This is a genomic window from Enterobacter sp. AN-K1, assembly GCF_020971765.1.
Taxonomy (GTDB): domain Bacteria; phylum Pseudomonadota; class Gammaproteobacteria; order Enterobacterales; family Enterobacteriaceae; genus Enterobacter; species Enterobacter hormaechei_C.
In genome coordinates this window covers 1,992,584-2,014,068 of record NZ_CP087390.1, presented here as the reverse complement: position 1 = coordinate 2,014,068, position 21,485 = coordinate 1,992,584, and the positions used below count along the sequence as shown (strand labels likewise).

General features: G+C 55.3%; 13 protein-coding genes, 2 tRNA genes and 3 rRNA genes. 15 read left to right on the top strand and 3 right to left on the bottom strand.

What is annotated here, in order from left to right; all coding sequences use genetic code 11:
- Positions 1 to 6 precede the first annotated feature (6 nt).
- Positions 7 to 1,461 (top strand): xylulokinase, encoded by a 1,455-nt coding sequence (gene xylB, locus LOC22_RS09710; protein WP_032669007.1) that lies wholly within the window; start codon positions 7 to 9, stop codon positions 1,459 to 1,461.
- 52 nt (positions 1,462 to 1,513) lie between these two features.
- Here the strand turns inward: xylB and LOC22_RS09705 are convergent, their stop codons facing one another.
- Complete coding sequence (locus LOC22_RS09705) at positions 1,514 to 2,509, bottom strand: acyltransferase (protein WP_023304607.1); 996 nt, start codon at positions 2,507 to 2,509, stop codon at positions 1,514 to 1,516.
- A 184-nt stretch (positions 2,510 to 2,693) separates the two neighbouring features.
- On the opposite strand from LOC22_RS09705, the gene LOC22_RS09700 reads away from it, so the two are divergent.
- The 3 genes from LOC22_RS09700 to glyS all read left to right on the top strand — a co-directional run bounded on the left by LOC22_RS09700 (position 2,694) and on the right by glyS (position 6,150).
- Positions 2,694 to 2,999 carry a YsaB family lipoprotein gene (locus LOC22_RS09700; protein ID WP_230239508.1) on the top strand — a complete coding sequence of 102 codons (306 nt, stop codon included), beginning with the start codon at positions 2,694 to 2,696 and terminating at the stop codon, positions 2,997 to 2,999.
- A gap of 160 nt (positions 3,000 to 3,159) precedes the next feature.
- Complete coding sequence (glyQ, locus tag LOC22_RS09695; protein WP_003860141.1) at positions 3,160 to 4,071, top strand: glycine--tRNA ligase subunit alpha; 912 nt, start codon at positions 3,160 to 3,162, stop codon at positions 4,069 to 4,071.
- A 9-nt stretch (positions 4,072 to 4,080) separates the two neighbouring features.
- Positions 4,081 to 6,150 carry a glycine--tRNA ligase subunit beta gene (gene glyS, locus LOC22_RS09690; protein WP_015572740.1) on the top strand — a complete coding sequence of 690 codons (2,070 nt, stop codon included), beginning with the start codon at positions 4,081 to 4,083 and terminating at the stop codon, positions 6,148 to 6,150.
- A 142-nt stretch (positions 6,151 to 6,292) separates the two neighbouring features.
- Here glyS and fadA read toward each other — a convergent pair whose 3' ends face one another.
- Both fadA and fadB read right to left on the bottom strand, forming a co-directional pair.
- A complete protein-coding gene (gene fadA / locus LOC22_RS09685) occupies positions 6,293 to 7,456 on the bottom strand; it encodes an acetyl-CoA C-acyltransferase FadA (protein WP_000416981.1) in 1,164 nt (387 codons plus the stop codon).
- Between the two features lie 9 nt (positions 7,457 to 7,465).
- Positions 7,466 to 9,655, bottom strand: coding sequence for a fatty acid oxidation complex subunit alpha FadB (gene fadB, locus LOC22_RS09680; RefSeq protein WP_023295588.1), 2,190 nt, complete (start codon positions 9,653 to 9,655; stop codon positions 7,466 to 7,468).
- A gap of 190 nt (positions 9,656 to 9,845) precedes the next feature.
- On the opposite strand from fadB, the gene pepQ reads away from it, so the two are divergent.
- The 11 genes from pepQ (at position 9,846) to birA (ending at position 21,452) form a co-directional block, all read left to right on the top strand.
- Entirely contained in the window at positions 9,846 to 11,177 is a 1,332-nt protein-coding gene (pepQ, locus tag LOC22_RS09675) for a Xaa-Pro dipeptidase (protein WP_017382602.1), read from the top strand.
- Positions 11,177 to 11,791, top strand: coding sequence for an IMPACT family protein (locus tag LOC22_RS09670; RefSeq protein WP_015572737.1), 615 nt, complete (start codon positions 11,177 to 11,179; stop codon positions 11,789 to 11,791). The genes pepQ and LOC22_RS09670 overlap by 1 nt, the downstream gene beginning before the upstream one ends.
- A gap of 41 nt (positions 11,792 to 11,832) precedes the next feature.
- The gene (trkH, locus tag LOC22_RS09665; protein WP_006808591.1) at positions 11,833 to 13,284 is read left to right on the top strand and encodes a Trk system potassium transporter TrkH; all 1,452 of its coding nucleotides are present in this window, start codon (positions 11,833 to 11,835) and stop codon (positions 13,282 to 13,284) included.
- Positions 13,285 to 13,294: 10 nt separating this feature from the next.
- Positions 13,295 to 13,840: a menaquinone-dependent protoporphyrinogen IX dehydrogenase gene (hemG, locus tag LOC22_RS09660; RefSeq protein ID WP_017382603.1), complete on the top strand. Its 546-nt coding sequence runs from the start codon at positions 13,295 to 13,297 to the stop codon at positions 13,838 to 13,840.
- 355 nt (positions 13,841 to 14,195) lie between these two features.
- Positions 14,196 to 15,737: ribosomal RNA gene (locus LOC22_RS09655) — 16S ribosomal RNA — on the top strand.
- A gap of 70 nt (positions 15,738 to 15,807) precedes the next feature.
- Positions 15,808 to 15,884: transfer RNA gene (locus tag LOC22_RS09650), tRNA-Ile, on the top strand.
- Positions 15,885 to 15,989: 105 nt separating this feature from the next.
- Positions 15,990 to 16,065 (top strand) — tRNA-Ala (locus LOC22_RS09645).
- 170 nt (positions 16,066 to 16,235) lie between these two features.
- Positions 16,236 to 19,142 (top strand): 23S ribosomal RNA (locus LOC22_RS09640).
- Positions 19,143 to 19,214: 72 nt separating this feature from the next.
- Positions 19,215 to 19,330, top strand: a 5S ribosomal RNA gene (rrf, locus tag LOC22_RS09635).
- The 16S, 23S and 5S rRNA genes sit together here with 2 tRNA genes alongside, the layout of an rRNA operon.
- Positions 19,331 to 19,464: 134 nt before the next feature.
- Positions 19,465 to 20,493, top strand: a complete 1,029-nt coding sequence (murB, locus tag LOC22_RS09630; protein ID WP_230239507.1) for a UDP-N-acetylmuramate dehydrogenase — start codon at positions 19,465 to 19,467, stop codon at positions 20,491 to 20,493.
- A complete protein-coding gene (gene birA, locus LOC22_RS09625; RefSeq protein WP_017384195.1) occupies positions 20,490 to 21,452 on the top strand; it encodes a bifunctional biotin--[acetyl-CoA-carboxylase] ligase/biotin operon repressor BirA in 963 nt (320 codons plus the stop codon). Before murB ends, birA begins: the two co-directional genes overlap by 4 nt.
- Positions 21,453 to 21,485: the final 33 nt, after the last annotated feature.

Sequence of the window (21,485 nt, the reverse complement as noted above, 5' to 3'; positions counted from 1 at the left end):
CACCACATGTATATCGGGATCGATCTTGGCACGTCGGGGGTGAAAGCCATCCTGTTAAGCGAGCAGGGCGATGTATTAGCCACGCAGACTGAAAAGTTGCAGGTTTCACGTCCGTATCCGCTTTGGTCGGAACAAGATCCGGAGCAGTGGTGGCAGGCGACAGAGCGTGCGATGAAAGCCTTAGGCGAGCAGCATAGCCTGCGCGACGTGAAAGCGCTGGGCATTGCCGGGCAAATGCATGGCGCAACGTTGCTGGATAGTCAGCATCGCGTTCTGCGCCCGGCTATTCTCTGGAACGATGGCCGCTGTGCGGAAGAGTGCGCGATCCTTGAGGAGCGTGTGCCTGCATCCCGTGAAATTACGGGCAACCTGATGATGCCCGGTTTTACCGCGCCAAAACTCCTGTGGGTGCAGCGCCATGAGCCTGAGATTTTTCGTCAGGTGGCGAAGGTTCTGTTGCCGAAAGACTACCTGCGTTTTCGCATGACGGGGGATTTTGCCAGCGACATGTCTGACGCCGCGGGTACGATGTGGCTCGACGTGGCGAAACGGGACTGGAGCGAGGCGATGCTGGATGCCTGCCAACTGACGCGCGACCATATGCCTGCGCTGTTTGAAGGCAGTGAAATCACGGGGGCTTTACAGCCTTCTGTTGCTGAACGCTGGAACATGCCAGCCGTACCTGTCGTCGCCGGCGGCGGCGATAATGCGGCGGGTGCGGTCGGCGTGGGGATGGTCGAGGCAGGGCAGGCCATGCTCTCACTCGGTACCTCCGGCGTCTATTTTGCCGTCAGTGACGGGTATCGTAGCAACCCTGGAAGCGCCGTACACAGCTTCTGCCACGCGTTGCCGGGTAAATGGCATTTGATGTCGGTGATGCTGAGCGCGGCTTCCTGCCTTGACTGGGCGGCAAAGCTAACCGGAATGGCGGACGTCCCGGCGCTTATCACAGCGGCACAGCAGGCAGATGATAATGCCGGTGCGGTCTGGTTTTTACCGTACCTTTCCGGCGAGCGGACGCCGCATAACAACCCGGAAGCGAAAGGGGTGTTCTTCGGTCTTACCCATCAGCACGGCCCGGCAGAGCTTGCGCGCGCGGTGCTTGAAGGCGTTGGCTATGCTCTGGCGGACGGAATGGATGTCGTGCATGACTGTGGACTGACGCCATCCAGCATTACGTTAATTGGCGGCGGTGCACGAAGCAGCTACTGGCGGCAAATGCTTTCCGATATCAGCGGGTTGCAGCTGGACTATCGTACGGGAGGCGATGTCGGCCCGGCGCTCGGTGCGGCACGGCTGGCGCAAATTGCGCTGAACCCGGATAAACCACTGCACCAGCTTTTGCCCCAGCTGCCGCTTGAACGGCAGCATCGTCCTGATGCGAAAAATCATGCTCGCTATGCTGAAAGACGAGACGTGTTCCGCAAAATCTATCAGCAGCTTTTGCCGCTAATGTCATAAACAGGAGCCGGGTGGCGCTAACGCTTACCCGGCCTACCAGCCTTCAACCGGGTTAGCTTACAAACCGGCGCGTATCGATTCTTTGCAGCAACATTGACAGCAGCAGGCTGACAACCAGCGTAACGGTAAATATCCAGACAATATCCAGCACCGGCCAGCTTTTAAGCTCAACGCCGCGGGTGCGCAGGGCGTGGATCACCAGCGCGTGAAAACCGTAAATGCCCAGCGAGTGGCGAGAGATAAACCCCAGCACCGGAAGCGGGCGGGCATTCAGGGTGTTTTTAACCAGCGTCAGCAGAGAGATCGCGCAGATAAAGACCATCGGCCCGCAGTAGAGATACCAGGTATCGGCAAAGTTGCCGCGCCATTGCAGCTCATGCAGCGTCCCGCGAGAGATAATAAACACACCGACGAGAAACGCGGCCGCGCATAGCCAGTTTATTCCTCGCTTTTGCGTCTCCATCATGCCAATGGCGCGCCCCAGCATGCCGTACAGCACGTAATAAAACGTATCTCCGGTGATATAAAGGTTAACGGGCAGCCATTCAAAGCCATCAATTTTCTGTGAAACGGTATTCGGGTTGGCCACGATCCCGATTATTACCATCAAGGCCAGCAGCATTTTACCGCTGACGTTTTTTACCTGAATTAACGGTGACACCAGATAGATAACGATTATCGCGAAGAAAAACCACAGATGATAGAACACCGGTTTTTGCAACAAATTGAGCAGGGAACGTTCAGCGTTAATTGAAGTGAACAGGATGATATAGAGCAGCGAAATGGCGCTGTAAAACAGCAGACAGGAGACAATACGGATGAAATGTCTTGGCTGCGCGCTACGCTCGCCAAAAAAGAGAAAACCGGAAATCATAAAGAACAGCGGGACGCTCACGCGGGAGGCCGAGTTCAGAATATTGGCGACATCCCAGTTAACAGGGCTGATACTGTGCGCGTTCGTGACATACCAGGTCGTTGTGTGGATCATCACCACCATCAGACAGGCTATTCCCCGCAGGTTATCAATCCAGTTAATTTTTGACTGCATCAGTTCCTCTGTATTCCTGATAAAAAAAGTGTGACTGCGATTGTGTAAAACTTTTCCCTTGGAAAATTCTGAGTTTAGCCAGGCTAACTTGTAGGGAGCTGGCGAGATTCGCAGAATGACGGACTTTAATCTATAAACGTGTTGCTACTAAAAATAACAGCCACTGACCAGGGCGGTAATAAAAATGATAATGAAGCGTGGGGTGTCACTCTTTCTGCTGCTCTTATTAACAGGATGCAGTGCTTCTGAGGAGATACCTGTCCAAAAAGCGCAGCAGGGGAAAATGAGCCCGGAGCGTTCCCTGAATATGGAACAGCTGTGCAGGGATCAGGCGGCTCACCGCTATAATTCCGAAGCACAGAAAATTCATATAAACGGCTTCGAGCGCTTTCAGGGCAGCTATGAACTGAAAGGCTATACGGCGCGTAAAGAGGGCTTTGTCTGCTCTTTTGATGCAGACGGCCAGTTTTTACATCTCTCAATGCGTTAAATTGCTCGTATAAGCAGCAACCAGAGCCTTCGCAGGTTCTGGCTGTAGGGCTTATTCCCCAATTTTCCCTAAACAACCCCGTTTCGTACTGTATATCTTGCAGCCAGCGGGTATACTGATCCCTTCCATTTAAAACCACACGTATCCAGCACGAAATACTATGCAAAAGTTTGATACCAAGACCTTCCAGGGCCTGATCCTGACCTTACAGGATTACTGGGCTCGTCAGGGCTGCACCATTGTTCAACCTTTGGACATGGAAGTTGGCGCAGGCACCTCACACCCGATGACCAGCCTGCGCGCGTTAGGGCCAGAGCCAATGGCGACCGCCTATGTGCAGCCATCCCGTCGTCCGACCGATGGCCGTTACGGCGAAAACCCGAACCGTTTGCAGCACTACTATCAGTTCCAGGTGGTGATTAAGCCATCACCCGACAACATTCAGGAACTGTACCTCGGGTCACTGAAAGAGCTGGGTATGGATCCAACCATTCACGACATTCGTTTCGTGGAAGATAACTGGGAAAACCCAACGCTGGGTGCCTGGGGTCTGGGTTGGGAAGTGTGGCTGAACGGCATGGAAGTGACCCAGTTCACTTACTTCCAGCAGGTTGGCGGTCTGGAATGTAAACCGATTACCGGCGAAATCACCTATGGTCTGGAACGTCTGGCCATGTACATTCAGGGCGTAGACAGCGTTTACGACCTGGTCTGGAGCGACGGCCCGCTGGGTAAAACCACCTACGGCGACGTGTTCCATCAGAACGAAGTGGAGCAATCCACCTATAACTTCGAATACGCGGACGTGGACTTCCTGTTCACCTGCTTCGAGCAGTACGAGAAAGAAGCCCAGCAGCTGCTGGCGCTGGAGACTCCGCTGCCGCTGCCTGCCTACGAGCGTATTCTGAAGGCTGCCCACAGCTTCAACCTGCTGGATGCCCGCAAAGCGATCTCCGTGACTGAACGTCAGCGCTACATTCTGCGTATTCGTACCCTGACCAAAGCCGTTGCAGAAGCTTACTACGCGTCCCGTGAAGCCCTTGGCTTCCCGATGTGCAACCGAAACAAATAAGAGGCGGCCATGTCTGAGAAAACTTTCCTGGTGGAAATCGGCACTGAAGAGCTGCCACCAAAAGCCCTGCGCAGCCTGGCTGAATCTTTCGCTGCGAACGTCACTGCTGAGCTGGATAACGCTGGCCTGGCGCACGGTAAAATTGAGTGGTTTGCTGCGCCGCGTCGTCTGGCGCTGAAAGTGGCAAACCTGGCGGCGTCCCAGCCGGATCGTGAAGTTGAAAAACGTGGCCCGGCCATTGCTCAGGCGTTCGACGCGGAAGGCAAGCCGAGCAAAGCGGCAGAAGGCTGGGCGCGCGGCTGCGGCATCACCGTTGATCAGGCTGAGCGTCTGACCACCGACAAAGGTGAATGGCTGCTGTACCGTGCCCATGTGAAAGGCGAAAGCGCCGAAGCGCTGCTGCCTGACATGATCGCGACCTCGCTGGCAAAATTGCCGATTCCTAAGCTGATGCGCTGGGGCGCGTCCGACGTACACTTTGTGCGTCCGGTTCACACCGTGACCCTGCTGCTGGGCGATACCGTTATCCCGGCGACCATTCTGGGCGTGGCGTCCGATCGCGTGATCCGCGGCCATCGCTTTATGGGCGAGTCGGAGTTCACTATCGACAATGCTGACCAGTACCCGCAGATCCTGCTGGAGCGCGGCAAGGTCATTGCTGACTACGAACAGCGTAAAGCCAAAATCAAAGCGGACGCAGAAGACGCGGCGCGCAAAATTGGCGGTAATGCCGATCTGAGCGACAGCCTGCTGGAAGAGGTGACCTCGCTGGTCGAATGGCCGGTTGTACTGACCGCGAAATTCGAAGAGAAATTCCTGGCCGTTCCGGCAGAAGCGCTGGTGTACACCATGAAGGGTGACCAGAAGTACTTCCCGGTTTACGCCAACGACGGCAAGCTGCTGCCAAACTTCATCTTCGTGGCGAACATCGAATCGAAAGATCCGAGCCAGATTATCTCCGGTAACGAGAAAGTGGTGCGTCCGCGTCTGGCGGATGCCGAGTTCTTCTTCAATACCGACCGTAAAAAACGTCTGGAAGACAACCTGCCGCGTCTGCAAACCGTACTGTTCCAGCAGCAGCTGGGTACGCTACGCGACAAGACCGACCGTATCGCGGAGCTGTCCGGCTGGATTGCCCGTGAAATTGGCGCCGACGTTAACCACGCTACCCGCGCGGGCCTGCTCTCCAAGTGCGACCTGATGACCAACATGGTGTTCGAATTTACCGACACCCAGGGCGTGATGGGCATGCACTACGCGCGTCACGATGGCGAAGCGGAAGACGTGGCGGTAGCCCTGAACGAGCAGTATCAGCCGCGCTTTGCCGGTGACGATCTGCCGTCTAACCCTGTTGCCTGCGCCGTGGCGATTGCCGATAAGATGGACACCCTGGCGGGTATCTTCGGTATCGGTCAGCATCCGAAAGGCGATAAAGACCCGTTCGCGCTGCGTCGTGCTGCGCTGGGCGTGCTGCGAATCATCGTAGAGAAGAACCTTAACCTCGATCTGCAAACGCTGACCGAAGAAGCGGTACGTCTGTACGGCGATAAGCTGACCAACGCGAAGGTTGTGGATGATGTTATCGACTTTATGCTCGGTCGTTTCCGCGCGTGGTATCAGGACGAAGGTTACTCCGTTGATACCATTCAGGCGGTGCTGGCGCGTCGTCCGACCCGTCCGGCAGATTTCGATGCGCGTATGAAAGCGGTATCCCACTTCCGTACGCTGGAAGCGGCGTCTGCGCTGGCCGCGGCCAACAAGCGTGTATCCAACATCCTCGCGAAATCCGACGAAACGCTGAACGAGCGCGTCAACGCTGCAACCCTGAAAGAGCCGGAAGAGATTTCTCTGGCGATGCAGGTTGTGGTGCTGCGCGACAAGCTGGAGCCGTATTTCGCGGAAGGTCGCTACCAGGAAGCACTGGTGGAGCTGGCGGAGCTGCGTGACGTCATCGACGCCTTCTTCGAGAAGGTGATGGTGAACGTGGAAGATAAAGAGCTGCGGATTAACCGTCTCTCAATGCTTGAGAAACTGCGTGAGCTGTTCCTGCGCGTGGCGGATATTTCGCTGCTGCAATAACGTAAAAAACCCGCCCCTGACAGGCGGGAAGAACGGCAACTAAACTTTTTCTCTTCGTAGGCCGGGAAAGCGTAGCGCCTCCCGGCAAAAGCCCGATGGCGCGATGCTTATCGGGCCTACGTTACTTTGAGATACTTTTTCTTTACACCCTCTCAAACACCGTCGCGATACCCTGACCCAACCCGATACACATCGTTGCCAGCCCGAACTGGGCATCTTTGCGTTCCATCAGGTTGATCAGCGTGGTGCTGATACGCGCCCCGGAGCAGCCCAGCGGGTGTCCGAGCGCGATCGCGCCGCCGTTGAGGTTAATCTTCTCGTCGATCTGATCCATCAGGCCCAGATCTTTAATGCACGGCAGGATCTGTGCGGCGAAGGCTTCATTCATCTCGAACAGATCGATATCACTTGCGCTCAGCCCCGCTTTTTTCAGCGCCAGTTTTGACGCCGGAACCGGACCGTAGCCCATGATTGACGGGTCGCAGCCCACCACCGCCATCGAACGCACGCGGGCGCGTGGCGTCAGGCCTAATTCGCGGGCGCGGCTTTCGCTCATCACCAGCATCGCGGCGGCACCGTCGGACAGGGCAGACGAGGTGCCCGCCGTTACCGTGCCGGTGACCGGATCAAATGCCGGACGCAGGGTAGAAAGCGCTTCGACCGTGGTTTCCGGGCGGATAACTTCGTCGTAGCTGAACTGCTTCAGTACGCCGTCTGCGTCGTGACCGCCGGTTGGGATGATCTCATTCTTAAAGGCACCAGACTGCGTGGCGGCCCAGGCGCGGGCATGCGAGCGTGCGGCAAACGCATCCTGCATCTCACGGCTGATGCCGTGCAGACGGGAGAGCATCTCGGCGGTCAGGCCCATCATACCGGCGGCTTTCGCCACGTTGCGGCTCATGCCAGGATGGAAATCGACCCCGTGGCTCATCGGCACGTGGCCCATGTGCTCCACGCCGCCCACCAGACAGGCCTGCGCATCGCCGGTCATGATCATCCGTGCCGCGTCGTGCAGCGCCTGCATCGACGAACCGCAAAGACGGTTGACGGTGACGGCCGGAACCGAATGCGGGATCTCCGCCAGCAGGGACGCGTTACGGGCGATGTTAAAGCCCTGCTCCAGCGTCTGCTGCACGCAGCCCCAGTAAATATCGTCCAGCGCTGCTGGGTCCAGCGCCGGGTTACGCGCCAGCAGGCTACGCATCAGGTGCGCGGAGAGATCTTCCGCGCGCACGTTACGGAACGCACCGCCTTTTGAACGGCCCATCGGGGTGCGAATCGCATCAACAATGACAACCTTTTCCATTGTGACTCCTTAAGCCGTTTTCAGTTCGCCAACCGGACGGGCTGGCTCAACTGCTGGGTAGTAGGGTTCGTTATGGCGCGCTTTGTTACGCAGCCCTTCCGGCACCTCATAAAGCGGGCCGAGGTGCTGGTACTGCTGAGCCATATCGAGATAGCGGGCGCTGCCGAGCGTATCCAGCCAGCGGAACGCGCCTCCGTGGAACGGAGGGAAGCCGAGGCCGTACACCAGCGCCATATCCGCTTCTGCCGGGCTGGCGATAATGCCTTCTTCGAGGCAGCGCACCACTTCGTTGACCATTGGGATCATCATCCGTGCGATGATCTCATCGTCGGTGAAGTCGCGTTTTGGCTGACTGACGTCGGCCAGCAGGCCATCCACCGCCGGATCTTCTTCTTTCTTCGGTTTGCCTTTGCTGTCTTCTTTATAGCGCCAGAAGCCCAGACCGTTTTTCTGCCCGAAGCGGTTGGCGTCGAACAGGGCATCAATGGCGTCGCGATAATCTTTCTGCATGCGCTGCGGGAAGCCCGCCGCCATCACCGCCTGCGCGTGATGGGCAGTGTCGATGCCGACAACGTCCAGCAGATACGCCGGGCCCATCGGCCAGCCGAACTGTTTTTCCATCACTTTGTCGATTTTGCGGAAGTCTGCGCCGTCGCGCAGCAGCTGGCTGAAACCGGCGAAGTACGGGAACAGCACGCGGTTAACGAAGAAGCCCGGGCAGTCGTTAACCACGATCGGCGTTTTGCCCATCTTGCTCGCCCACGCCACCACTTTGGCGATGGTTTCGTCGGAGGTTTTTTCCCCTCGGATCACTTCGACCAGCGGCATGCGGTGCACCGGGTTAAAGAAGTGCATCCCGCAGAAGTTTTCCGGACGCTTCAGCACGCTCGCCAGTTCGCTGATAGGAATGGTGGAGGTGTTAGAGGCCAGCACGGTTTCCGGACGCACCTTGTCTTCGGTTTCGGCCAGCACCGCTTTTTTCACTTTCGGGTTCTCGACGACCGCTTCAACCACCACGTCCACACGGTCGAAACCGCTGTATTCCAGCACTGGCTGGATGGTGGAGATCACGCCTGCAAGCTTCAGACCATCAATTTTGCCGCGCTCAAGCTGTTTATTCAGCAGCTTGGCCGCTTCGGTCATGCCCAGCGTCAGGGATTTCTCGTTGATGTCCTTCATCACCACCGGCACGCCTTTCCAGGCAGACTGATAGGCGATGCCGCCCCCCATAATGCCCGCGCCGAGTACCGCCGCGTGTTTTGGCGTTTCAACGTTTTTGGTGAGTTGTTTGGCTTTGCCTTTCACGAACTGATCGTTAAGGAAGATACCAACCAGCGCGCGGGCTTCGTTGGTGTGCGCCAGCGGGACAAAGCTCTGGTTTTCAAGCTTCAGAGCGTCATCACGGCCCAGACGGGCTGCCGCTTCAATGGTTTTCACCGCTGTGATCGGCGCCGGGTAGTGTTTACCCGCCGTCTGCATCACCATGCCTTTGGCGATGGTGAAGCTCATGGTGGCTTCAATTTTGCTGAGCTTCAACGGCTCCAGTTTCGGCTGGCGTTTGGCTTTCCAGTCGAGATCGCCATTAATCGCCTGACGGAGGATGGCGATAGCACCCTCAATCAGTTTTTCAGGCTTAACCACGCCGTCCACCAGGCCGATTTTCTGCGCCTGTTCTGCGCCGACATCTTTACCCGCGGCAATGATCTCCAGCGCGCTGTCGGCACCCAGCATGCGCGGCATACGCACGGAACCGCCAAAGCCCGGCATGATGCCCAGCTTGGTTTCCGGCAGGCCGATGCGCAGGTCCGGCGTCGCCAGACGGTAGTCGGTCGCCAGCACGCACTCGCAGCCACCGCCCAGCGCGTAGCCGTTAACGGCGGAAAGGGTCGGGACAGGCAGATCTTCCAGACGATTAAAAACGCTGTTGGCAAAGTGCAGCCACTGGCTCAGCTGTTCTTCGGGCACCAGGAACAGCGACAGGAATTCGGTGATATCCGCGCCAACGATAAAGGCCGCTTTGTTGGAGCGCAGCAGCAGCCCTTTCAAATCTGATTGCTTTTCAAGTACATCCAGCGCCTGGCCAAGACTGGCCACCGTCGCGGTATCAAGCTTGTTCACTGAGCCGGGGGCATCGAACACCAGTTCGGCAATGCCATCTTCCAGCCAGTCTACGTACAGGGTGTCACCTTTGTAGAGCATGTCGGTCTCCTGAATCCAGCAATTGGATCTGGTCATACCAGATGAAACGGAGTGTGGAATTTATGTTAATAAAATGCAAATTAGTCATTAAGAAATTGCTGCGCTGATCACGGTCGGTGGAAATCACGCAGCCGCAGTGAGGTGTGCTAAGATGCGATGACTTGAGGTCAAAAAAACGAAAGGAAGAATGATGGACTCACTGGCTTCGCTTTATAAAAATCATATCGTTACCCTACAGGAACGTACCCGCGATGTACTGGCCCGCTTCAAGCTGGATGCCCTGCTGATCCACTCCGGCGAGCTGATGAATACTTTTCTTGATGACCATGCTTATCCCTTCAAGGTTAACCCGCAGTTTAAAGCCTGGGTGCCTGTCACGCAGGTTCCAAATTGCTGGCTGCTGGTGGATGGCGTGAACAAGCCGAAACTGTGGTTCTACCTGCCGGTCGATTACTGGCACAACGTGGAGCCGCTGCCGACCTCATTCTGGACCGAAGAAATTGACGTGATTGCGCTGCCAAAAGCAGACGGCATTGGCAGCCAGCTGCCAGCGGCGCGCGGCAACATCGGCTACATTGGTCCGGTTCCTGAGCGTGCGCTGGGTCTGGATATTCCGGCAGATAAACTCAACCCGAAAGGCGTGCTGGATTATCTGCACTACTATCGCGCCTACAAGACCGACTACGAACTTTACTGCATGCGTGAAGCGCAAAAAACGGCGGTGAATGGCCACCGTGCGGCGCACGAAGCGTTCCAGTCCGGTATGAGCGAGTTCGATATTAATCAGGCCTACCTGACGGCGACCGGCCACCGCGATACCGACGTGCCGTACAGCAACATCGTGGCGCTGAATGAACATGCCTCGGTTCTGCACTACACCAAACTGGATCATCAGGTTCCGGCTGAGATGCGCAGCTTCCTGCTGGACGCGGGGGCTGAGTACAATGGTTATGCGGCAGACCTGACCCGTACCTGGGCGGCGAATGCGGACACCGATTTTGCGCAATTGATCAAAGACGTGAACGACGAACAGCTGGCGCTGATTGGCACCATGAAGGCCGGAACCAGCTACGTGGATTATCACATCCAGTTCCATCAGCGCATCGCTAAACTGCTGCGTAAGCATCAGATTGTCAAAGACATGAGCGAAGAGGCGATGGTTGAGAACGATCTGACCGGGCCATTTATGCCGCATGGTATCGGTCACCCGCTGGGTTTGCAGGTTCATGACGTCGCGGGCTTTATGCAGGATGATACCGGTACGCACCTGGCGGCACCGTCTAAATATCCTTATCTGCGCTGCACCCGCGTTCTGGCGCCGCGTATGGTATTGACCATCGAGCCGGGCATCTACTTTATTGAATCCCTGCTGGCACCGTGGCGCGAAGGGCAATTCAGCAAGCACTTCAACTGGGAGAAAATTGAAGCGCTGAAGCCGTATGGCGGCATTCGTATCGAGGATAACGTGGTTATTCACGAGAACAGCATTGAGAACATGACGCGAGATCTGAAGCTGGCCTGATGGAAAGCTGGCTGATACCGGCCGAGCCGGTCACCTTTGTTGAGGAAATCAAGAAAAGCCGCTTTATCACGCTGCTGGCGCATACCGACGGCGTGGAGGCGGCGAAGGCGTTCGTCGAGTCCGTCCGCGCGCAGCACCCCGATGCCCGCCATCACTGTGTGGCGTGGGTCGCAGGGCCGCCAGACGACTCACAGCAGCTCGGGTTTTCTGACGACGGTGAACCGGCGGGTACGGCCGGAAAACCGATGCTATCCCAGTTGATGGGCAGCGGCGTGGGTGAAATCACCGCCGTTGTTGTCCGCTACTACGGGGGCATTTTGTTAGGCACCGGAGGGCTGGTTAAAGCCTACGGAGGTGGTGTCCAGCAAGCGCTTAATCTGCTGATAACAACCCGCAAAACGCCACTTACGGAATATACTTTGTTATGCGATTACGCCCAGCTATCGGGTATCGAAGCACTGCTTAAACAGTTTAACGGTGTCATCGCACACAGTGATTATCAGGCAATGGTGCAATTACGCGTGGCGCTTCCTCAGGCGGAACTGGCTGCTTTTTCAGCAAAACTCGCTGATTTTAGTCGCGGTTCATTGCAATTACTGCCGATTGAAGAATAATCCCCACCTCACAATTTTGAATACCTAAGGAAGCGGCAGAGATGCATTTTCGTGCCATTACCCGAATCGTTGGATTGCTGGTCATACTTTTCTCCGGGACAATGATCATTCCCGGACTGGTGGCGCTCATCTACCGGGACGGCGCGGGGCGTGCATTTACGCAAACCTTTTTTGTCGCGCTGACGATTGGCTCCCTGCTGTGGTGGCCAAACCGCCGTGAGAAAGGTGAACTGAAATCCCGGGAGGGGTTTCTGATTGTGGTCCTGTTCTGGACGGTACTGGGAAGCGTGGGTGCGCTGCCGTTTATCTTCTCCGAACAACCGAATCTCACCGTCACGGATGCGTTTTTTGAATCGTTCTCCGGATTAACGACCACCGGGGCTACCACGCTGGTGGGGCTGGATTCGCTCCCGCATGCGATTCTCTTTTACCGGCAGATGCTCCAGTGGTTCGGCGGTATGGGGATCATCGTCCTGGCGGTGGCTATCCTGCCCATTCTGGGCGTCGGGGGGATGCAGCTCTACCGGGCAGAGATGCCCGGCCCGCTGAAAGATAACAAGATGCGCCCACGTATTGCGGAGACGGCGAAAACCCTGTGGCTTATCTATGTCCTGCTGACGGTGGCCTGCGCGCTGGCGCTGTGGTTTGCCGGGATGCCTGCGTTTGATGCCATCGGACACAGCTTTGCGACTATTGCTATCGGTGGGTTCTCCACCCACGATGCCAGCGTCGGCTACTTCGACAGCCCGACAATCAATACCATCATTGCCATCTTTCTGCTGATTTCAGGCTGTAACTACGGTCTACACTTCTCGTTGCTTAGCGGACGGAGCCTGAAGGTGTACTGGCGCGACCCGGAATTCCGGATGTTTATTGGCGTCCAGCTGACCCTGGTGGTTATCTGTACCCTGGTACTGTGGTTCCACGATGTTTATAACTCGGCGGTCACGACCCTGAACCAGGCCTTCTTCCAGGTGGTATCGATGGCGACAACCGCTGGTTTCACCACGGACAGTATTGCGCGTTGGCCATTGTTCCTGCCGGTGCTGCTGTTGTGCTCTGCGTTTATCGGCGGTTGCGCCGGGTCAACGGGCGGCGGTCTGAAGGTGATCCGCATCCTGCTGCTGTTCAAGCAGGGGAACCGTGAGCTGAAACGTCTGGTCCACCCGAATGCGGTTTACAGTATTAAGCTGGGGAACCGCGCGCTGCCGGAGCGCATCCTCGAAGCGGTGTGGGGATTCTTCTCCGCTTATGCACTGGTCTTTATTGTCAGTATGCTGGCGATTATCGCCACGGGCGTGGATGATTTCTCTGCCTTCGCCTCTGTGGTGGCAACGTTAAACAACCTAGGGCCGGGGCTGGGCGTCGTGGCGGATAACTTCGCCAGTATGAACCCGGTGGCGAAGTGGATCTTAATCGCCAATATGCTGTTTGGGCGTCTTGAGGTCTTTACGCTGCTGGTGCTGTTTACCCCAACATTCTGGCGTGAGTAAGGAGACATTGGTGAAAACGTTAATTCTTTTCTCAACGCGTGACGGACAAACGCGTGAGATTGCTTCATATCTGGCTTCTGAACTCAAAGAGCTGGGCATTTATTCTGATGTGGTGAACCTGAATCGCACAGAGCAGATTGCCTGGCAGGATTACGACCGCGTGGTCATTGGCGCTTCAATTCGTTACGGCCATTTCCATCCGGCGCTGGATCGCTTTGTGAAAAAGCATACGGCGGAGCTCGCTCAACTGCCTGGCGCGTTTTACTCGGTCAACCTGGTTGCCCGTAAAGCGGAGAAGCGTACGCCGCAGACCAACAGCTATACGCGCAAGTTTTTGCTAAGTTCGCCATGGCAGCCCGATATCTGTTCTGTCTTTGCTGGCGCGCTGCGTTACCCGCGTTACCGCTGGTATGACCGCTTTATGATCCGCCTGATCATGAAAATGACGGGCGGGGAAACGGATACGCGTAAAGAAGTGGTTTATACCGACTGGGCCCAGGTCGCCAGTTTTGCCCGTGAAATTGCGCGTTTAACGGACGATGCGCGGGATAAATAAGCGTTGAGTTTGAAAAGTGAGCGAACGGAAAGTTTTTTGTATTTAGTGCTTGTCACTTCAGAAGAACTCCCTATAATGCGCCTCCACTGACACGGAACAACGGCACGCAAGCCGCCGGGTCAGCAGAGAAAAGCAAAACAAACGCTTGACTCTGAAGCGGGAAAGCGTAATATGCACACCCCGCGCCGCAGCGAAAACGAAGCGGCACTGCTCTTTAACAATTTATCAGACAATCTGTGTGGGCACTCAAAGTGACATGGATTCTTAATGTCCTCGGACACTAAATGAATACCAAGTCTCAACGAGTGAACACGTAATTCATTACGAAGTTTAATTCATTGAGCATCAAACTTTTAAATTGAAGAGTTTGATCATGGCTCAGATTGAACGCTGGCGGCAGGCCTAACACATGCAAGTCGAACGGTAACAGGAAGCAGCTTGCTGCTTCGCTGACGAGTGGCGGACGGGTGAGTAATGTCTGGGAAACTGCCTGATGGAGGGGGATAACTACTGGAAACGGTAGCTAATACCGCATAACGTCGCAAGACCAAAGAGGGGGACCTTCGGGCCTCTTGCCATCGGATGTGCCCAGATGGGATTAGCTAGTAGGTGGGGTAACGGCTCACCTAGGCGACGATCCCTAGCTGGTCTGAGAGGATGACCAGCCACACTGGAACTGAGACACGGTCCAGACTCCTACGGGAGGCAGCAGTGGGGAATATTGCACAATGGGCGCAAGCCTGATGCAGCCATGCCGCGTGTATGAAGAAGGCCTTCGGGTTGTAAAGTACTTTCAGCGGGGAGGAAGGCGATAAGGTTAATAACCTTGTCGATTGACGTTACCCGCAGAAGAAGCACCGGCTAACTCCGTGCCAGCAGCCGCGGTAATACGGAGGGTGCAAGCGTTAATCGGAATTACTGGGCGTAAAGCGCACGCAGGCGGTCTGTCAAGTCGGATGTGAAATCCCCGGGCTCAACCTGGGAACTGCATTCGAAACTGGCAGGCTAGAGTCTTGTAGAGGGGGGTAGAATTCCAGGTGTAGCGGTGAAATGCGTAGAGATCTGGAGGAATACCGGTGGCGAAGGCGGCCCCCTGGACAAAGACTGACGCTCAGGTGCGAAAGCGTGGGGAGCAAACAGGATTAGATACCCTGGTAGTCCACGCCGTAAACGATGTCGACTTGGAGGTTGTGCCCTTGAGGCGTGGCTTCCGGAGCTAACGCGTTAAGTCGACCGCCTGGGGAGTACGGCCGCAAGGTTAAAACTCAAATGAATTGACGGGGGCCCGCACAAGCGGTGGAGCATGTGGTTTAATTCGATGCAACGCGAAGAACCTTACCTACTCTTGACATCCAGAGAACTTAGCAGAGATGCTTTGGTGCCTTCGGGAACTCTGAGACAGGTGCTGCATGGCTGTCGTCAGCTCGTGTTGTGAAATGTTGGGTTAAGTCCCGCAACGAGCGCAACCCTTATCCTTTGTTGCCAGCGGTTAGGCCGGGAACTCAAAGGAGACTGCCAGTGATAAACTGGAGGAAGGTGGGGATGACGTCAAGTCATCATGGCCCTTACGAGTAGGGCTACACACGTGCTACAATGGCGCATACAAAGAGAAGCGACCTCGCGAGAGCAAGCGGACCTCATAAAGTGCGTCGTAGTCCGGATTGGAGTCTGCAACTCGACTCCATGAAGTCGGAATCGCTAGTAATCGTGGATCAGAATGCCACGGTGAATACGTTCCCGGGCCTTGTACACACCGCCCGTCACACCATGGGAGTGGGTTGCAAAAGAAGTAGGTAGCTTAACCTTCGGGAGGGCGCTTACCACTTTGTGATTCATGACTGGGGTGAAGTCGTAACAAGGTAACCGTAGGGGAACCTGCGGTTGGATCACCTCCTTACCTTAAAGAACCTGCCTTTGCAGTGCTCACACAGATTGTCTGATGAAAAACAGCAGTAAAAAACCTCTACAGGCTTGTAGCTCAGGTGGTTAGAGCGCACCCCTGATAAGGGTGAGGTCGGTGGTTCAAGTCCACTCAGGCCTACCAAATTTTTGCTGATGCTGCGTTGCGGCGACACTCACATACATAAGTATGCTTCGTGTCACCACACCTTGCCTCAACAAAAATTACCGGTACAGAGGTGACTACGATGGGGCTATAGCTCAGCTGGGAGAGCGCCTGCCTTGCACGCAGGAGGTCTGCGGTTCGATCCCGCATAGCTCCACCATCTTTTACTGCGAACACAAGAAAACTTCAGAGTGAACCTGAAAAGGTGCACTGCGAAGTTTTGCTCTTTAAAAATCTGGATCAAGCTGAAAATTGAAACGACACACAGCTCATGTGTGTTCGAGTCTCTCAAATTTTCGCAATCAGAAGTGAAACATCTTCGGGTTGTGAGGTTAAGCGACTAAGCGTACACGGTGGATGCCCTGGCAGTCAGAGGCGATGAAGGACGTGCTAATCTGCGAAAAGCGCCGGCGAGGTGATATGAACCTTTGACCCGGCGATGTCCGAATGGGGAAACCCAGTGCAATCCGTTGCACTATCGTTAACTGAATACATAGGTTAACGAGGCGAACCGGGGGAACTGAAACATCTAAGTACCCCGAGGAAAAGAAATCAACCGAGATTCCCCCAGTAGCGGCGAGCGAACGGGGAGCAGCCCGGAGTCTGAATCAGCTTGTGTGTTAGTGGAACGGTCTGGAAAGTCCGACGGTACAGGGTGATAGTCCCGTACACGAAAGCACACATGCTGTGAACTCGAAGAGTAGGGCGGGACACGTGGTATCCTGTCTGAATATGGGGGGACCATCCTCCAAGGCTAAATACTCCTGACTGACCGATAGTGAACCAGTACCGTGAGGGAAAGGCGAAAAGAACCCCGGCGAGGGGAGTGAAAAAGAACCTGAAACCGTGTACGTACAAGCAGTGGGAGCCTCTTTTATGGGGTGACTGCGTACCTTTTGTATAATGGGTCAGCGACTTATATTCTGTAGCAAGGTTAACCGTATAGGGGAGCCGAAGGGAAACCGAGTCTTAACTGGGCGTTAAGTTGCAGGGTATAGACCCGAAACCCGGTGATCTAGCCATGGGCAGGTTGAAGGTTGGGTAACACTAACTGGAGGACCGAACCGACTAATGTTGAAAAATTAGCGGATGACCTGTGGCTGGGGGTGAAAGGCCAATCAAACCGGGAGATAGCTGGTTCTCCCCGAAAGCTATTTAGGTAGCGCCTCGTGAACTCATCTTCGGGGGTAGAGCACTGTTTCGGCTAGGGGGCCATCCCGGCTTACCAACCCGATGCAAACTACGAATACCGAAGAATGTTATCACGGGAGACACACGGCGGGTGCTAACGTCCGTCGTGAAGAGGGAAACAACCCAGACCGCCAGCTAAGGTCCCAAAGTCATGGTTAAGTGGGAAACGATGTGGGAAGGCACAGACAGCCAGGATGTTGGCTTAGAAGCAGCCATCATTTAAAGAAAGCGTAATAGCTCACTGGTCGAGTCGGCCTGCGCGGAAGATGTAACGGGGCTAAACCATGCACCGAAGCTGCGGCAGCGACGCTTATGCGTTGTTGGGTAGGGGAGCGTTCTGTAAGCCGTTGAAGGTGGCCTGTGAGGGTTGCTGGAGGTATCAGAAGTGCGAATGCTGACATAAGTAACGATAATGCGGGTGAAAAGCCCGCACGCCGGAAGACCAAGGGTTCCTGTCCAACGTTAATCGGGGCAGGGTGAGTCGACCCCTAAGGCGAGGCCGAAAGGCGTAGTCGATGGGAAACAGGTTAATATTCCTGTACTTGGTGTTACTGCGAAGGGGGGACGGAGAAGGCTATGTCAGCCGGGCGACGGTTGTCCCGGTTTAAGCATGTAGGCGGAGGTTCCAGGTAAATCCGGTACCTTGTTAACGCTGAGGTGTGATGACGAGGCACTACGGTGCTGAAGTGATAAATGCCCTGCTTCCAGGAAAAGCCTCTAAGCATCAGGTAACACGAAATCGTACCCCAAACCGACACAGGTGGTCAGGTAGAGAATACCAAGGCGCTTGAGAGAACTCGGGTGAAGGAACTAGGCAAAATGGTGCCGTAACTTCGGGAGAAGGCACGCTGATGTGTAGGTGAAGCCCCTGCGGGTGGAGCTGAAATCAGTCGAAGATACCAGCTGGCTGCAACTGTTTATTAAAAACACAGCACTGTGCAAACACGAAAGTGGACGTATACGGTGTGACGCCTGCCCGGTGCCGGAAGGTTAATTGATGGGGTTAGCGGCAACGCGAAGCTCTTGATCGAAGCCCCGGTAAACGGCGGCCGTAACTATAACGGTCCTAAGGTAGCGAAATTCCTTGTCGGGTAAGTTCCGACCTGCACGAATGGCGTAATGATGGCCAGGCTGTCTCCACCCGAGACTCAGTGAAATTGAACTCGCTGTGAAGATGCAGTGTACCCGCGGCAAGACGGAAAGACCCCGTGAACCTTTACTATAGCTTGACACTGAACACTGGTCCTTGATGTGTAGGATAGGTGGGAGGCTTTGAAGCGTGGACGCCAGTCTGCGTGGAGCCAACCTTGAAATACCACCCTTTAATGGCTGGTGTTCTAACGTAGACCCGTTACCCGGGTTGCGGACAGTGTCTGGTGGGTAGTTTGACTGGGGCGGTCTCCTCCCAAAGAGTAACGGAGGAGCACGAAGGTTGGCTAATCCTGGTCGGACATCAGGAGGTTAGTGCAATGGCATAAGCCAGCTTGACTGCGAGCGTGACGGCGCGAGCAGGTGCGAAAGCAGGTCATAGTGATCCGGTGGTTCTGAATGGAAGGGCCATCGCTCAACGGATAAAAGGTACTCCGGGGATAACAGGCTGATACCGCCCAAGAGTTCATATCGACGGCGGTGTTTGGCACCTCGATGTCGGCTCATCACATCCTGGGGCTGAAGTAGGTCCCAAGGGTATGGCTGTTCGCCATTTAAAGTGGTACGCGAGCTGGGTTTAGAACGTCGTGAGACAGTTCGGTCCCTATCTGCCGTGGGCGCTGGAGAATTGAGGGGGGCTGCTCCTAGTACGAGAGGACCGGAGTGGACGCATCACTGGTGTTCGGGTTGTCATGCCAATGGCACTGCCCGGTAGCTAAATGCGGAAGAGATAAGTGCTGAAAGCATCTAAGCACGAAACTTGCCCCGAGATGAGTTCTCCCTGAGACTTTAAGTCTCCTGAAGGAACGTTGAAGACGACGACGTTGATAGGTCGGGTGTGTAAGCGCAGCGATGCGTTGAGCTAACCGATACTAATGAACCGTGAGGCTTAACCTTACAACGCCGAAGGTGTTTTGGCGAAGAGACAGACAATCAAATTTCAGCTTTGATACAGATTAACAGAATTTGCCTGGCGGCTTTAGCGCGGTGGTCCCACCTGACCCCATGCCGAACTCAGAAGTGAAACGCCGTAGCGCCGATGGTAGTGTGGGGTCTCCCCATGTGAGAGTAGGGAACTGCCAGGCATCAAACAAGTGAAGAGGCCATCCGGAAGGATGGCCTTTTTGCGTTTCTGCACCTGCTTCCTTTCCATAAACAAATCACCCATCCCCCCATATATACGGTAAACTATCCCGGTTTTTGCATCAGGATAGCGTCTATGAATCACTCCCTTAAGCCCTGGAATACCTTTGGTATTCAACGGAATGCTAATCAAATTGTACGTGCCGACAGTGCTCAGCAGTTGCTGAATGCATGGCAAAACGCAACAGAAAACGGTGAACCCGTACTTATTCTGGGCGAAGGAAGTAATGTCCTGTTTCTCGATGATTTTGCGGGGACGGTAATCGTCAATCGCATCATGGGGATTGAGCGTAAAGAGAGCGCTGACAGTTGGCATTTACACGTGGGTGCTGGCGAGAACTGGCACCATCTGGTGCAATATACCCTTGAAAAAGGGATGCCAGGGCTGGAAAACCTGGCTCTGATCCCGGGCTGTGCAGGATCATCTCCTATTCAAAACATCGGTGCCTACGGCATCGAACTGAAACACGTCTGCGAATATGTCGACTGCATCGAACTCGCGACCGGAAATGCTCAACGCTTAACCGCAGAGCAGTGCCGCTTTGGCTATCGCGACAGCATTTTCAAGCACGACTATCAGGATCGTTTCGTCATTGTGGCCGTTGGCCTGCGCCTGGCGAAAGCCTGGAAACCCGCTCTGACTTACGGCGATCTGACCCGTCTCGACCCGGCTACCGTCACACCGCGTGAGGTATTTGATTCCGTTTGCCACATGCGAATGACCAAGCTCCCGGACCCGAAAGTAAACGGAAATGCGGGTAGTTTCTTCAAAAACCCGGTGATCAGCAGCGAAAATGCAAAAGCGTTTCTCGCCGGCTGGCCAACGGCCCCGCATTATCCTCAGGCGGATGGTAGCGTGAAGCTGGCCGCAGGCTGGCTTATCGATCAGTGTGAATTAAAAGGTACGACTCTTGGTGGCGCTGCTGTTCATCGTCAGCAGGCGCTGGTACTGATCAACCAGTCCAACGCGACAAGTGAGGATATCGTCAACCTGGCGCATCATGTTCGCCAGCGCGTGGGCGAAAAATTCAACGTCTGGCTGGAGCCTGAAGTTCGCTTTATTGGCCGAACGGGCGAAGTGAATGCCGTGGAGACCATTGCGTGAAGGACAATACTATTCCGTTAACTCTCATCGGTATCCTTGCCGATGGCGAGTTTCATTCTGGCGAGCAGCTGGGCGAACAGCTGGGCATGAGCCGTGCTGCGATCAATAAGCATATTCAAACGCTCCGCGACTGGGGCGTGGATGTGTTTACGGTGCCGGGAAAAGGCTACAGCCTGCCGGAACCGATCCAGTTACTGAATGAAGAGGTCATCCGCAGCCAGATTGGGCACGGTAACGTCGCGGTATTGCCGGTCATTGATTCGACGAACCAGTATCTGCTGGATCGCCTGAGCGAGCTGAAATCCGGTGATGCCTGCGTTGCCGAGTACCAACAGGCAGGACGTGGCCGCCGGGGGCGTAAGTGGTTCTCACCATTTGGCGCCAACCTCTACCTTTCCATGTACTGGCGGCTTGAACAGGGGCCAGCTGCGGCCATCGGGCTGAGCCTGGTCATCGGCATTGTGATGGCAGAGGTGCTGCACGATCTGGGTGCCGATCAGGTGCGGGTAAAATGGCCCAACGATCTGTATCTCAACGATCGAAAGCTGGCGGGGATCCTGGTTGAACTGACGGGAAAAACAGGCGATGCCGCACAGATCGTCATTGGGGCGGGACTGAACATGGTGATGCGAAACGTGCAGAACGATGTCGTGAACCAGGCCTGGACCAACTTGCAGGAAGCGGGGATCACCATCGATCGCAATACGCTTGCCGTCCGCATGATCAATGAGTTGCGTAGTTCGCTGACGCTCTTTGAACAAGAGGGGTTAGCGCCATTCCTGTCCCGCTGGGAAAAACTGGATAACTTTATTAACCGACCGGTGAAGCTGCTGATTGGGGATAAAGAGATTTACGGCACATCACGCGGCATTGACGCGCAGGGCGCGTTGCTTCTTGAACAGGATGGCGTGATTAAGCCCTGGGTGGGCGGTGAAATTTCGTTACGAAGTGCGGAGTAACCCTCTCCCCACAGGGGAGAGGGTGTAGCAGGT